The organism is Caulobacter sp. GW821-FHT11A05, from assembly GCF_058809015.1.
Map to the genome: position 1 here is coordinate 582,160 of NZ_JBXASF010000001.1, position 14,253 is coordinate 596,412.

A 14,253-nucleotide genomic window follows, 5' to 3' on the forward strand; every position below is an offset into this window, starting at 1 on the left:
CAGGGTCGGCCGGGCCGAGGTCAACGAGGGGGTGACGGCCTGCCGCGCCTCATCATGTAGTTTTACCGGGCGCGTTCCCGGGGGGAGATAATTGAGATGGTCGCTTCCACGCTCTCGACCGGCGATGTCGCCGTTGTCAGCTTCAACACCGCTCAGTCGGATGGGAGCGGCGATCCCGCAACCACGAACGCCATCCAGTTCGTGCTGTTGGCCCCGATCGGCTCGGGCACGGTGATCTACTTCACCGATCGGACCTGGAACGGCACGGCCTTCGTCGCCGGCGGCGGCGACGGCACCTATACCTACACGGCGGGCGCCGACCTGCCGGCGGGCACGGTCATCACCATCAACGCCGCGGCGCTGAGCGGGGCGGGCATCGACCTCGATGAGGCCGGCGACGCGCTGTATATTTTCCAGGGAACCAACGCCAACACCCCGACCACCTTCCTGTCGGCGGTCGAGTTCGGCGACAACGGCACCTTCAACGGCAGCCTGGCCAACACCGGCCTGGTGGCCGGAACCAGCGCCCTGGCCATCGACGCCGACAGCGGCGCCTACGCCGGCCCGACGACGATCCAGCACAACGCCCTCGTCAATCCCGGTCAGAGCCTGCTGCAGGCGATCATGGACGCGGCGAACTGGACGAGCGACAACCGCGACACCACCAACGCCGACGTCCAGATTCCGCAGGACGTCCTGCTGACCGCGCCCGACTTCCAGATCTGGGGCGCCACCAACGGCGGCAGCGGCGACGGCATCGTCGGCGTCAGCGGCGACGCGACCGTCAACTCCGGCACGCTCGGCTTCAACCAGGTGCGGGTCTACAATTCCGACGGCGACGAGGCCGCCGGCTATCAGACCATGCATGTGCGGCCGCGCGACCTGGTGATCGACACCGTCGCCGGCAAGTACTTCTTCCTCGACAGCGACCAGGCCGGCACCAACCGCCTCTACCAGGGCAACCTCAGCGACCTGCTGGGCCAGCCCGGCTCGACCAGCGTGCCGACCCTGACCGTGCTCTACAGCACCGCCGGCTCGGGCAACGCCTCGCAGATGATCAACCTGGTGATCGACGAAGATAACCAGCAGATCTTCTTCAGCGAGGGCAGCACCATCCGGCGGGTCAACTACGACACCGCCGGCCAGACGCCGGTGACCCTGGTCAACCTGGCCAGCGGCAACCCGAACGGCAACGCCAACAACTTCGTCGACGACTTCGCGATCAACTTCGTCACCGGCCACATCTACATCTCCAGCCACCGGGTGACGGCGGCCTCCGACGGCGACATCGTCTCGCGCAACTACATCTACGACGCCAGCGGCCTGACCAACGTCTCGGCCGGCCTGCTGACCTACGGCGTCCTGCCCTTCAGCCCGGACGACGACGACGCCGGCGTCATCACCACCCCCGGGGAAGCCTTCCCGCGCGAATTCGGCTCGCTCGAGGGCGTCGAGCTCAGCCCCGACGGCACCATACTGTACTTCGCCACGGCGACGCTGCTGGAAGACCATGACGGCGACGGCGATCCCGGCGACGCCGTGGTGCGTCCGGGCGGCATCTACAGCTACGCCCTGACCGGCAACGCCGCCGGCGTCTTCACCCAGATCTACCTCCAGACGCCGGGTGGCGGCGGGCCGCAGGGCCTGCTCGATGACCTGGAAATCGACTTCGCCACCGGTCGCTGGTTCGTCCACGACACCACCGGCGGCACGGCCGGCGGCGGCGACGAAGGCATCTGGAGCGGCCTGCTGACGGGCGGCGGCCTGACCTTCTTCGAGAACATCTCCAACACCAATGGCATGCAGATCGACGGGTTCGAGGTCTATCGCGCCCCGACCCTGACCGTGACCAGCTCGGCCGCCACCTACACCGAGGCCGACGTCAACCCGAACACCGGCTTCGGCACCGCCGTCCAGGTGATCAGCGCCTCGACGGCCGACGATCTCGACACTACCGACCTCAACGACAACCTGGCCGGCGCGGTGATCCGCATCAGCTCGGGCTTCCAGTCGGGCGCCGGCCACCAGGACCGCCTGACCATCAACGGTACGGTCAGCGGCACCATCGCCGGCTCGGGCATCGCCTACAGCTACAGCGACTCCACCGGCATCATGACCCTGACCGGGGCCGCCACCTTCGCCGAATACCAGGCGGCGCTGGTGCTGGTCCGCTACGCGGTCTCGGGCGACAACCCGACCAACTACGGGGCCAATCCCAGCCGCACGATCGCCTTCTCGGTCAGCGACGGCCTGATGGTCAGCGATGAGCAGGCCGCCACGGTCACCGTCGTCGGCATCAACGACCGGCCGATCAACACCATCTCGGCCGACAGCGGCGCCGAGGATACCACCTTCACCATCGACGGCGTCAGCGTCTCCGACGCCGACGCCAACCCGGCCACCCAGGACATCACCGTCACCCTGACGGTGACCCGCGGCGTCCTGACGTTGAACACCGGCGTCTCCGGCGGCCTGACGGCCGGCGACATCACCGGCAACGGCACCGACACGGTCACCCTGGTCGGCACCCAGAACGAGATCAACGCCACCCTGGCCAACGCCACGGGCCTGCAGTTCACCGGCGGCGCCAACGTCAACGGTACGGTCACCCTGCAGATCACCACCAACGACGGCGGCTTCAGCGGCAACGATCCGGGCCAAACCGGCACCGGCACCAGCGAACAGGACCAGGATCAGGTCACCATCACCGTCAACGCGGTGAACGACGCCCCGGTCGTGTCCGGCGACGGCACGGAGACGGCGGCGACGGTCACCGAGGACACGCCTAGCGCGGGCGGCCAGACCGTCAGCACCCTGTTCAGCGGCCAGTACAGCGACGCGACCGACGACCAGAGCGCTTTCCCGGGCGGTTCCAGCGCCGGCGCCTTCACCGGCGTCGTCGTCACCGCCAACGGCAGCTCGGCCGGCGTCGGCCAGTGGCAGTACTTCGACGGCGCCATCTGGGTGAACATCGGCGCGGCCAGCTTGGCCGCGGGTCAGTACCTCAGCGCCGCCACGGCTATCCGCTTCAACCCGGACGCCAACTACAACGGCCCGGCGCCGTCCCTGACGGTGGTGCTGGCCGACAACTCGGTCGGCGCCCCGGCCAACGGCGCCGACCTCGACGTCACCACCCGCGGCGGCACGACACCCTACAGCACCGGCACGGTGGTGCTCAGCCAGGCTGACGTGGTCGCCGTCAACGACGCGCCGGTCGCGACCGGCTCGGCCACCCTGGCGGCGATCAACGAGGACGCCGGCAACCCGGCCGGCGCCACCGTCACCACACTGTTCAGCGGCAACTTCTCCGACGCCGCCGACGATGTCGGGGCCAGCACGGCCAACGGCTTCGCGGGCGTGGCCATCACCGGCAACGCGACGACCACCGAGGGCGCCTGGCAGTATTTCGACGGCGCCATCTGGGTCACCCTGCCGGCGGTTTCCGCCAGCAGCGCCTTCCTGGTCGCGGCGGCCACCGCCCTGCGCTTCCTGCCCGCCGCCAACTTCAACGGCGCGGCCCCGGCCCTGACCGTGCGGCTGGTCGAGGATTCGGCCGGCGCGATCACGACCGGCTCGACGGTGGACCTCAGCGGCGGCGGCTCGACCGGCGGCGCGACGGTCTACAGCGCCGCGACGGTGACGCTGAACACCACGGTCAACTCGGTGAACGACGCGCCCGTCGTCACCACCAGCGACTCGGTGGTCTACACCGAGGGCCAGGGCGCCGTGGCGGTGTCGCCGAACCTGACCGTGACCGACCTCGACCACGCCAACCTGACCGGCGCGACGGTGACGATCAGCGACTTCGTCGCCGGCGACGTGCTGAACTTCACCAACCAGAACGGCATCTCGGGCAGCTACCTGAACGGGGTCCTGACCCTGACCGGGACGGCGTCCGTGGCCGACTACCAGGCGGCCCTGCGCTCGATCACCTACCAGGGCGCGGCCGACGCCAACGTCGGCGGCACCGACCTGACCCGCACGGTCAGCTTCGTAGCCACCGACGGTGTCGACGCCAGCTTCGCCGACACCGCCCTGATCACCATCGACGACAGCGGCGGCGACGCCCAGGACGACGCCTTCACGACCACGGAGTCGACGCCGATCATCGCCGGCGACCTGCTGGCCGACAACGGCTCGGGCGCCGACACCACGGTGACCGACATCACCGAGGTCAACGGCAACGCCATCAGCTACGGCGTGCAGTTCACCCTGCCGAGCGGCGCCCTGCTGACCATCTATTCGGACGGCACCTTCGACTACGACCCCAACGGCGTCTTCGACGACCTGGTCGACTCCACCGCCGGGGCCGGCAACAGCACCGACAGCGACGTCTTCACCTACACGGTGGACGGCGGCGACGTGGCGACGGTGACCATCACCATCAATGGTGAAACCGACAGCGGCGACATCTACGTCGGCACCGGTGGCGCTGACACCATCGACGGCAACAACGTCGGCAACACCGTCAACGCCGGCGGCGGCAACGACACCGTCAACGGCATGGCCGGCGGCGACGTGGTCAACGGCGAAGCCGGCGACGACACCCTCAACGGCGGCGACCAGGCCGACAAGCTGAACGGCGGCGACGACAACGACCAGCTGAACGGCCAGGAAGGCAACGACATCCTGACGGGCGGCGCTGGTCTGGACGATCTCGTCGGCGGCAACGGCAACGACACCCTGGATGGCGGCGCGGGCGCCGACGACGCGGACGGCGGGGCCGGCAACGACATCTACTTCGTGGATGACGCTGGCGACACGATGACCGACAGCGCCGGCATCGACACCGTCAAGACGACCATCAGCCTGACCCTGGGCGCCGACTTCGAGCACCTGACCCTGCTGGGCTCGGGCGATCTCAACGGCACGGGCAACGGCTCCAACAACACCGTCAACGGCAACGACGGGGTCAACATCCTGTCCGGCCTGGGCGGCGCCGACAAGCTGTACGGCATGGGCGGCAAGGACAACCTCGATGGCGGGACCGGCAACGACCTGCTCGAGGGCGGCGACGCCAACGACATCGTCCACGGCGGGGCCGACAACGACACCGCCAGTGGCGGAACCGGCAACGACTCGGTGTTCGGCGATGACGGCAACGACCAGCTGACCGGGGACGACGGGGCCGACAAGCTGTACGGCGGCGCTGGCCTCGACCAGCTGACCGGCGGCATCGGCAACGACTACATGTATGGCGGGGCCGACACCGACACCCTGACGGGCGGTGACGGCAACGACTACCTGGATGGTGAAAACGGCCCCGACAAGATGTACGGCGGCGCCGGCAACGACGTCTACATCGTCAACGAATACAATGACTTCATCGTTGAGAATGCGGCGGAAGGCTACGACGTCGTCCGCTCGGTCGCGGCCACCTACATCCTCGGTGACAACCTCGAAGCCCTCGAGCTGACGGCCGGGGCCGGCGACATCTTCGGCACCGGCAACAACCAGGCCAACACCCTCACCGGCAACGAGGGGGTCAACATCCTCGATGGCAAGGGCGGCGTCGACACGATCCGTGGCAACGACGGCAACGACGTCATCTTCGGCGGGACCGGCAACGACCTGCTCTACGGCGGTTCGGGCTGGGACGTCTTCGCTGTCCGTCAGGAGAGCGTGGGCCTGCCGACCCTGGAAACCGACCGGGTCCACGACCTCAACTTCGCGGGCGGCGACCGGGTCGACCTGCAGGCGATCGACGCCAACTCTTCGGTCATGGGCAACCAGGCCTTCGTCTTCGTCGGCAGCTTCAGCGGCACGGGCGGCCAGGCCCTGCTGCAGTACGACGCCGGCACCGACACCACCTACCTCAAGCTCGACGTGGATGGTGACAAGAAGGCCGACTACATGATGCGGGTGAACGGCGACGTCACCGGCACGACCGGCGACATCATCGCGCCCGGGTCCTTCCTGGACGGCACGGGCGGCTGGATCCTCTGATCCGGTTCGCCTAGCCTTCAGGCCTGAACTTTTACAGCCGGCTCTGGTCATCCAGGGCCGGCTGTTTCATGTCTGGACTCCCCCAGGAGACAACGCATGGCTGGTAGCCAGGACTTCGCCGCCGATCCCCGCAACGCCGCCGCCCGCGTCTGGCTGAACGGCGCTCTGGTCGCCAAGGAGGACGCCAAGGTCTCGATCTTCGACGCCGGCTTCGTGGTCGGCGACGGGGTCTGGGAGGGCTTGCGGCTGCACAGGGGCCGGCTGGTCTTCCTCGACACCCACCTGGACCGGCTGTTCGCCGGGGCGGCGGCGATCGGGCTCGACATCGGCATGGACCGGGCCCAGGTCGTGGCGGCCCTGGACGAGCTGCTCACCGCCAACGGCATGGAGGACGGCGTCCATCTGCGGCTGATGGTGACGCGGGGGCCCAAGTCCGCCGCCAACCAGGACCCGCGCAACGCGCTGGGGACGCCCACCGTCGTCATCCTGGCCGAGTGGAAATCGCCCAGCCCGGCCATCGTCACCCGGGGACTGAAGCTGGCCACGGTGTCGATCCGCTGCAGCCCGGCGGAGATGTTCGACATGCGGCTCAACTCCCACAGCCGCCTGAACCTGATCATCGCCCTGAACGAAGCCATCGCCCTGGGGGCCGATGAGGGGATCATGCTCGATCCCCATGGCTTCATCTCCAGCTGCAACGCCACCAACTTCTTCTGGGTCAAGGACGGCGAGGTGCGGACCTCGCGCGGCGACTACTGCTTCAACGGCGTCACCCGCGGCAACGTCATCCGCCTGTGCCGCGACAACGCCATTCCCCTGGCGCTCGGCGACTTTCCACCGGACGACTGCCGCACCGCCGACGAGGCCTTCGTCACCGGCACCTTCGGCGGCCTGACCCCCGTGCGCGAGATCGACGGTCAGACGCTGCCCCTGGCCCTGCCTGGGCCGGTGACGGGCCGTTTGCGGGCGCTTTACGAGGCCCTCAAGGACGCGGAGGCGACACGATGAGGACGATCAACTGTTCCTCCCTCCCCTTTATGGGGAGGGGCAGCGAGGCGAAGCCTCGCAGGGTGGGGTGCTCGCGTGACAGAGCGCGCTGCATCCGACTTCCCCACCCGGACGGCTTCGCCGTCGTCCCTCCCCATAAAGGGGAGGGAGGGGGATCATGACCCTGCGCATCGCCATGTGGTCGGGACCACGCAACATCTCCACGGCGATGATGCGGGCGTTCGAGAACCGGTCCGACACCGCCGTCGTCGATGAGCCCTTCTACGCCGCCTACCTGGCCGCCACGGGCCTGGACCATCCGATGCGCCAAGGGGTGCTGGCCTCGCAGCCGACCGACTGGGCGGCGGTGGCGGCCGCCATGGCCGGCGAGGGGCCCGGCGAGGCGGCGGTCTTCTACCAGAAGCACATGACCCACCACATGCTGCCGGGCGTCGACCTTTCCTGGACGGCCGCCTGCGTCAACGCCTTCCTGATCCGCGACCCGGCCGCCGTGCTGGCCTCCTATGTGAGGAAACGCGGCGAGGTGACCCTGGCCGACATCGGCGTCGAGCGGCAGGGCGAGTTGTTCGACCGCGAGTGCGACCGGCTGGGCCGCGCCCCGCCGGTGGTCGAGGGCGCCGACGTGCTGGCCGCCCCCGAAAACACCCTGACCGCCCTCTGCGCGGCGCTGGGCATTCCGTTCAGTGACCGCATGCTGGCCTGGCCGGCCGGGCCCAGGATAAGCGACGGGGTCTGGGCCCCGGCCTGGTATGACGCGGTCGAGCGCTCGACCGGCTTTGGCCCGCCCCAGGCGCGGACCACGCCCGACCTGCCGGATGACCTGCGTCGCATCGCCGACCGGGCCCAGCCGCTGTACGAGCGCCTGGCCGCGCACAAGCTCGTGGCCTGACGCGACGTCATCCTTGGCGCCAGGGCAGGGTGGGCTAAGGTCTGGATAATCAACGATAATATATCCAGGGAGAGACGAAGTGGAGCTGCTCAGCCAGACTGTCGTCGAGGGTCGCGAAGGCCCCGCCGTTCCGCTCGCCTGGCCGACGCTGGACGGCGTCGACCTGACCAACATCCGCAACTTCACCCACGGCCAGCCCTGGGCCGAGTTCGCCCGCATGCGGACCGAGGCGCCGGTGATGTGGCACGCCGAACCGCGCGACGGCCCCGGCTTCTGGGCGGTGACCCGCTATGCCGACGTGATGAGCGTCAACGGCGACCCGGCGACCTTCTCCTCGCAGCGCGGCGGCATCCTGATGGCCGTCGGCAAGCCGGAGCAGCGCCACGCCCTGCTGTTCCGCGCCTCGATGGACGCCATGATCAACATGGACCAGCCCTGGCACCTGCAGCTGCGCCGCGAGCACATGCCCTATTTCACCCCGGCCTATCTGCGCGAGCTGACGATCAAGGTGCGGGCCGAGATCGGCCGGCTGCTGGACGACATGGCCGGGAAAGGAGAGCTCGATTTCGTCGAGGCCTTCTCCTCGCGCCTGCCGCTGTTCACCCTCTGCGAGATCCTCGGCGTGCCGCCCGAGGATCGGCCGAAGTTCCTGAAATGGATGCATTATCTGGAGCTGGCCCAGAACATGGCCGCCGAACAGGCCGGCCTGCCGGCCCAGCCGACGCTGGAGCTGATGCAGTTCGTCCAGGACTTCAACAGCAACGTCGAGGAGATGTTCGACTACGGCCGGACCATGCTGCACAAACGGCGCCTCGATCCCCAGCCCGACCTGATGAGCGCCATCGCCCGGGCCCAGCTGGAGGGCGACTTCCTGTCGGACGAATACCTCGACGGCAGCTGGCTGCTGATCGTCTTCGCCGGCAACGACACCACCCGCAACACCCTGTCCGGTTCGGTGAAGCTGGTCACCGAACACCCCGATCAGCGCGCCAGACTGCTGGCCGACGACGGCATGCTGCCGGGCGCCGTCAACGAGTTCATCCGCCTGGTCAGCCCGGTGATCTACATGCGCCGCACCGCCACCCGGGACGCCGAGATCGCTGGCCAGCGCGTCCTCGAGGGCCAGAAGGTGATCATGTACTACGGGGCGGCGAACCGCGACGAGACGGTGTTCGAGAACCCCGACCGGCTCGACGTCACCCGCGCCAACGCCGACAAGCACGTCGCCTTCGGCTACGGCCCGCATGTCTGTATCGGCAAGCGGGTGGCCCAGATGCAGCTGGAGGAGACCTGGCGCCAGCTGCTGGCCCGCCACCCGGACATCCGCTGGACCGGCGACATCGACATCGCCCCCAACAACTTCGTCCACGCCATCCGGCGGCTGGGCGTGGCGTTTGGCGGCTAGTCCAGACCCCGGATTCCCCAACTTCCACCTGAATAAATGTAGATTAATCAATCAGTTAGTGAATATGTCTAGACATATTCACCTCCATTTGACGGCCTCCACGGCGGTACAGCGGGTTCTTGCGGCGCCGCGTAGGTCGGCGCGCCGCGCTTCTGGGCTACAAACGCAGCGGGTCGACCTACAGCCGAGGCTACGCCAGGAGCTACCTTTGCGAAGGCGCGGCCCACGCCAAGGCCACGCCGACCGGCGTTTGCGGCCATTTGGACCGCCTTGAAGAAAGCGTCGCTGTTTTCCGTGGGTCGGACGCGCCGCGGTATAATGGTCGCCGCTTCGATAGGGACGCGGCCCCGATCCCTGGCTTGCCTTCCCCGAGGGAGGGCGGGTTCTATGCCGCCAGATCAACAGAGGGAGCCGCCCCATGGCCTACGAGACCATCCAGTATTCCGTCGAGGACGGCATCGCGACGCTGACGCTGCACCGGCCCGAGCGGATGAACGCCTTCACCGCCCAGATGATGCTGGAGATGATCGACTGCTTCGACCAGATCGACGCCGACGACGCGGTCAAGGTGGTGATCGTCACTGGCTCGGGCCGGGCCTTCTGCGCCGGGGCGGACCTGGGCACCGGGGGGTCGACCTTCGACTACGCCTCCCGCAAGGAAGACGTCCGTGAGAGCGGCAAGGTGGGCGATGTCTACCGCGACGGCGGCGGCCGCCTCACCCTGCGCATCTACGAGTGCAAGAAGCCGGTGATCGCGGCGGTCAACGGCGCGGCGGTCGGCATCGGGGTGACCATGCAGCTGGCCATGGACATCCGCCTGGCCTCGACCGAGGCCAAGTTCGGCTTCGTCTTCGCCCGCCGGGGCATCACGCCGGAAGCGGCCTCCAGCTGGTTCCTGCCGCGCATCGTCGGCATGCAGCAGGCCCTGGAGTGGTGCTACACCGGCCGGGTCTTCCCGGCCCAGGAGGCGCTGGACGGCCGCCTTGTCCGCTCGCTGCACGCGCCGGAAGACCTCTTGCCGGCGGCCCGGGCCCTGGCCCGCGAGATCGCCGACAACACCGCCCCGGTGTCCATCGCCCTGACTCGCCAGCTGCTCTACCGCAACGCCGGCGCGCCGCACCCGATGTACGCCCACCGCTCCGACAGCCGGGCCATCCAGGCCCGCGGCGCGGCCGGCGACGCCAAGGAGGGGGTGACCTCCTTCCTTGAGAAGCGGGCCCCCAACTATCCCAACAAGGTGTCGAGCGAATTGCCCGACATCTGGCCCGACTGGGAAGAACCCCAGTTCAAGTAGAGCATTCGGCCACCGTTTCCGTCGCGGAAGCGTGACTCGTCAAAGTTAAGGACCGGGCGCAGACTTCCTCCCGCAGAGACCTCACAGAGTCTCGCGGGAGAATATGCCATGATGGATCGCGTGTTGAGCTGGTCGTTCGGCCTTGCACTCGCTGGGCTGTTGCTGGCTATGAGTTTTCAGAAGTTCTTCGGTTTCGACCCCAACCCCGTCTTCGGCCTGATCGCGGCCCGGTCGGGTATCGGCCTGTTCGAGCCCGGCCTGCGGTACGTCACCGCCGTGCTGGAGCTGGTCGCGGCCGGTCTGGTTCTCTGGCCCGCCATGCGGCAACGGGGCGCCATGTTGGGACTGTTCGTGGCGCTGGGCGCCATCGTCTTCCACCTGTCGCCCTGGCTGGGCTGGCAGGTTCCCAAGCCTGGCCCGCTGTCGCAGGCCCTGGCCCAGGGGATGACGGCGGCCCAGATCGACGCCCTGAACCTGCCGACCGACAAGGGCGCCATGTTCCTGTTGGCCCTGGCCATCGCGGCCCTGGCCGGGGTGAGCATCTTCATCGAGCGGAGCAACCTCTTCACCCGCACCCACCCGGCCTCCAAGCCGGAGCGGGCGAGTTTCGCCTGAGGCGCCTTAAAAGGGCGGTGTTCGTCACCGGTAGTTAACGGCGGCCGAATAGACTGGCCGCCGGAACCGGAGTCCGAATGAGCGAGCCCGCCCCGCAGCGCCCCCTTGAGGACGCCCCCGACCTGTCGGGGGCGGCGCTGTCGGTTACGCCTGCGTCCCGCTCGCGCGCCACCCTGCTCAAGCGCCTGGCCGACGTGGTCTGCCTGCCCGGCAGCCGGGTCAATGCCTTCGAGCGGGCGATGACCTCCGACCTCTTGATCGAGATGCTGCGCGAGGCGGCGCCCGAGGAACGGGCCAAGGTCGCCCGCCGGCTGGCCAATATCGCCGACATTCCGCCGGCCCTGGCCCGGCTGCTGCTGCGCGACAGCATCGACATCGCCAGCTGCCTGATCGAGCACAGCCAGCACCTGGGCGACGCCGACCTGATCGACTGCGCCCTCAACGCCGACCTCGACCACCGCCGCCTGATCGCCCTGCGCCGCGGGGTGGGGGAGGCGGTCGCCGACGCCCTGGTCCGGCTCTGTGAGCAGCCGGTGCTCGAAGCCCTGCTGCGCAACGACATGGCCCGTCTCAGCCATGGGGCGCTGGAGACCATGGTCGCCTGCACCCGCGACAATCCCCGGCTGATCTCCCTGCTGCTGCGCCGGCCGGAGCTTAGGCCCAGCCACGCCTACATCATGTTCTGGTGGGCCGACTCCGACTGCCGCCGGCTGATCCTGCAACGCTTCGCCGTCTCGCGCGAGGTGCTGCAGGACGCGGTCGGCGACCTGTTCTCGATCGCCGCCGAGGAGGGCTGGCAGGATCCGCTGACCCGCAAGGCGCTGCAGTTCATTGAGCGCCGCCAGCGCAACCGCGCCGCCATCGACAAGAGCCCGTTCGGCAGCCTCGATGAGGCCGTCGCCGCCGCCCAGAGCGGCATGACCCGCGAGCTGGCCGAGGAGATCAGCTACCTCTCGGGCCTCAAGCCGATGACCGGCGCCAAGATCATGACCGACCCGGGCGGCGAGCCGATCGCCATCCTGTGCAAGGCCACCGGCCTGCCGCGCGGAGCGGTGCGCGCGCTCTGGCGCGGCCTGCGCCGGCCCGAGACCGACTCGGCGGGCAACATCACACCGGTCCTGGAGCGGGTGCTGACCTGTTTCGACTCCCTGGCCGTCGACCGGGCCCAGACGGTGCTGCGCTACTGGAACTGGGCGCTGTCCTCGGCCCTGACGCCCAGCCTGGTGAAGGCGATCCGCGACGGCGACGACGAGGCGGTCGATGAATTTTCCGCGCCGCAACGGGCGGCCATGCTGGCGCTGGGGCGTGACTTCGCGCGGTAAGCGGTGGCAAACCGAGGTTTTGCTGGCAAACTGACGACTATCCGCTCAACGACAGCCTGTCAGGCAGCAACGCTCTACTGTTGTTTCAAATATCGCACTTGGGGTTGTCTTCATAGGCGACACGGCTTATGCAGCCATCAGCCGGGCGACGCGTCCGGGCAAGAAACAGCTCAACAATTCCCAAATGGAACCCCCGGCCATGGAAGATAAATCCGCCATCATCGAGATGACGACCGACATCGTTTCCGCATACGTCGGTAACAACAGCGTCTCGGCGACCGACATTCCGGCTCTTATCCAGTCCGTGCACAAGGCGCTGAGCGGTGTGGCCACGGGCGTCGAGACTGTCGAAGTCGCGCCGAAGGAGCCGGCCGTGCCGGTGAAGCGTTCGATCACCCCCGACTTCCTGATCTGCCTGGAAGACGGCCGCAAGTTCAAGTCGCTGAAGCGCCACCTGCGCACCAAGTACGACATGAGCCCCGAGGAATACCGGGCCAAGTGGGGCCTGGCCAAGGACTACCCGATGGTCGCCCCCAACTATGCCAAGGCCCGTTCGGACCTGGCCAAGCAGATGGGCCTGGGCCAGGGCGGCCGTCAGGCCAAGAAGCGCCGCTAAGACTCAAGCGTCGACTCATCGTCGACTCGGGGACGCCCGTCGGAGATTCCGGCGGGCGTTTTCGTTTGACTCGAAACCAGGCCGGAAGACCTGCGTTCTCTTTTCGATTGACTCAAAAACAGAATCTTCCTCCCTGCGGCGAAAAAAGCCCTTCCCCCGATTCGTCGGTTAAGCGATAGTGAATCCCAGGTGATTCCAAGGGGTTGTTAAGGATTCTGTAGATGGTCGCGCAACTGGGCGCCTCGGCTCTTGCAGCCCGCGCTCACGAAGAGCTCCTGCGTTACTGGGCCGCTCTGCGCCGCTCGGGCCGTTTGCCGGCCCGCGCCGACATCTGCCCGGAGGCTTTCAAGCGCCTTCTCCCGACCGTCAGCCTGATCGATGTCATCCGCCTGGAGGACGGCACGGTCGACTACCGCCAGCGCCTGGCCGGCACCGGCCTCTACTCGGTCTACGGCCGCGAAATCACCGGCATGAAGCTGACCGACCTCTACAGCAGCACCGCCGCCGACTACTGGCGCACCGAGCTGAACGCCGTGGTCGCCGACCGCAAGCCGCGGGTCGGGTCGCACAGCATGGCCTGGCGCGGCGCCTCCCACGTCTCGACCCTGTGGCTGCGCCTGCCGCTGGCCAGCGACGGCTGCGAGGTCGACATGATCCTGGGCTATGACGCGGTCATCGGGCTGAAGTCCGAGCGCACGGTGTATTCCAGCGGCATCCGCGCCGCCTAAAGCGCGCCCGCCGCGTCCCGGCGGATGCGTTCCACCATCGAAGCCAGCCCGTTCGAGCGCTGGGTCGACAGCGTGCCGTCCAGGCCGAGGCGCTTGAAGGCGGCCTTGGCGTCGAAGGCCAGGATGTCGGCGGGCGTGCGGCCGGAATAGAGTTTCAGCAGGATGGCGATCAGGCCGCGCACGATGTGGGCGTCGGAGTCGCCGCGGAAGGTCAGGACGCCGTCCTGCTTGCCGCTGACCAGCCAGACCTGGCTGGCGCAGCCGCGCACCTTGTTGGCGTCGGAATGTTCGGCCTCGCTGAGCGGGGTCAGTTCGCGGCCCAGGTCGATGACGTATTGGATCTGCTCTTCCCAATCGCCGATCAGGTCGAAGTCCTCGGCGAGCGCGGCAAGTTCGGCGTCGATGGGGGAAGTCATGCGGCGGGGCTTAG

The 14,253-nt window shown here is 68.1% G+C and carries 10 protein-coding genes; 9 read left to right on the forward strand and 1 reads right to left on the reverse strand.

What is annotated here, in order from left to right; genetic code table 11:
- The first annotated feature begins 96 nt into the window (after positions 1 to 96).
- The 9 genes from AC1RSK_RS02605 to mopJ all read left to right on the forward strand — a co-directional run bounded on the left by AC1RSK_RS02605 (position 97) and on the right by mopJ (position 13,823).
- Positions 97 to 5,946 (forward strand): M10 family metallopeptidase C-terminal domain-containing protein, encoded by a 5,850-nt coding sequence (locus AC1RSK_RS02605; protein ID WP_492905249.1) that lies wholly within the window; start codon positions 97 to 99, stop codon positions 5,944 to 5,946.
- 96 nt (positions 5,947 to 6,042) lie between these two features.
- The gene (locus AC1RSK_RS02610) at positions 6,043 to 6,954 is read left to right on the forward strand and encodes an aminotransferase class IV (RefSeq protein ID WP_492905251.1); all 912 of its coding nucleotides are present in this window, start codon (positions 6,043 to 6,045) and stop codon (positions 6,952 to 6,954) included.
- Positions 6,955 to 7,111: 157 nt separating this feature from the next.
- Positions 7,112 to 7,843 carry a sulfotransferase-like domain-containing protein gene (locus AC1RSK_RS02615; RefSeq protein ID WP_492905252.1) on the forward strand — a complete coding sequence of 244 codons (732 nt, stop codon included), beginning with the start codon at positions 7,112 to 7,114 and terminating at the stop codon, positions 7,841 to 7,843.
- A gap of 79 nt (positions 7,844 to 7,922) precedes the next feature.
- Entirely contained in the window at positions 7,923 to 9,248 is a 1,326-nt protein-coding gene (locus AC1RSK_RS02620) for a cytochrome P450 (protein WP_492905253.1), read from the forward strand.
- 418 nt (positions 9,249 to 9,666) lie between these two features.
- Positions 9,667 to 10,542, forward strand: coding sequence for a crotonase/enoyl-CoA hydratase family protein (locus AC1RSK_RS02625; RefSeq protein ID WP_492905255.1), 876 nt, complete (start codon positions 9,667 to 9,669; stop codon positions 10,540 to 10,542).
- A 108-nt stretch (positions 10,543 to 10,650) separates the two neighbouring features.
- On the forward strand, positions 10,651 to 11,157 hold the full coding sequence (locus AC1RSK_RS02630) for a hypothetical protein (protein WP_492905257.1): 507 nt from the start codon (positions 10,651 to 10,653) through the stop codon (positions 11,155 to 11,157).
- A gap of 77 nt (positions 11,158 to 11,234) precedes the next feature.
- The gene (locus AC1RSK_RS02635) at positions 11,235 to 12,479 is read left to right on the forward strand and encodes a DUF2336 domain-containing protein (protein WP_492905259.1); all 1,245 of its coding nucleotides are present in this window, start codon (positions 11,235 to 11,237) and stop codon (positions 12,477 to 12,479) included.
- Between the two features lie 199 nt (positions 12,480 to 12,678).
- Complete coding sequence (locus AC1RSK_RS02640) at positions 12,679 to 13,095, forward strand: Ros/MucR family transcriptional regulator (protein WP_492905260.1); 417 nt, start codon at positions 12,679 to 12,681, stop codon at positions 13,093 to 13,095.
- Positions 13,096 to 13,316: 221 nt separating this feature from the next.
- On the forward strand, positions 13,317 to 13,823 hold the full coding sequence (mopJ, locus tag AC1RSK_RS02645) for a motility/cell cycle regulatory protein MopJ (RefSeq protein ID WP_492905262.1): 507 nt from the start codon (positions 13,317 to 13,319) through the stop codon (positions 13,821 to 13,823).
- On the opposite strand, the gene AC1RSK_RS02650 is transcribed toward mopJ, so the two are convergent.
- Positions 13,820 to 14,239: a SufE family protein gene (locus AC1RSK_RS02650; RefSeq protein ID WP_492905264.1), complete on the reverse strand. Its 420-nt coding sequence runs from the start codon at positions 14,237 to 14,239 to the stop codon at positions 13,820 to 13,822. The genes mopJ and AC1RSK_RS02650 overlap by 4 nt on opposite strands.
- Between the last annotated feature and the right edge of the window lie 14 nt (positions 14,240 to 14,253).

What these genes read in the sequence shown, in the direction of transcription:
- AC1RSK_RS02650 (WP_492905264.1), bottom strand. Translation starts at nt 14,239, where the DNA reads ATGACTTCCCCCATCGACGCCGAACTTGCCGCGCTCGCCGAGGACTTC.
- AC1RSK_RS02605 (WP_492905249.1), top strand. Translation starts at nt 97, where the DNA reads ATGGTCGCTTCCACGCTCTCGACCGGCGATGTCGCCGTTGTCAGCTTC.
- AC1RSK_RS02635 (WP_492905259.1), top strand. Translation starts at nt 11,235, where the DNA reads ATGAGCGAGCCCGCCCCGCAGCGCCCCCTTGAGGACGCCCCCGACCTG.
- AC1RSK_RS02640 (WP_492905260.1), top strand. Translation starts at nt 12,679, where the DNA reads ATGGAAGATAAATCCGCCATCATCGAGATGACGACCGACATCGTTTCC.
- AC1RSK_RS02625 (WP_492905255.1), top strand. Translation starts at nt 9,667, where the DNA reads ATGGCCTACGAGACCATCCAGTATTCCGTCGAGGACGGCATCGCGACG.
- AC1RSK_RS02630 (WP_492905257.1), top strand. Translation starts at nt 10,651, where the DNA reads ATGATGGATCGCGTGTTGAGCTGGTCGTTCGGCCTTGCACTCGCTGGG.
- mopJ (WP_492905262.1), top strand. Translation starts at nt 13,317, where the DNA reads ATGGTCGCGCAACTGGGCGCCTCGGCTCTTGCAGCCCGCGCTCACGAA.
- AC1RSK_RS02615 (WP_492905252.1), top strand. Translation starts at nt 7,112, where the DNA reads ATGACCCTGCGCATCGCCATGTGGTCGGGACCACGCAACATCTCCACG.
- AC1RSK_RS02610 (WP_492905251.1), top strand. Translation starts at nt 6,043, where the DNA reads ATGGCTGGTAGCCAGGACTTCGCCGCCGATCCCCGCAACGCCGCCGCC.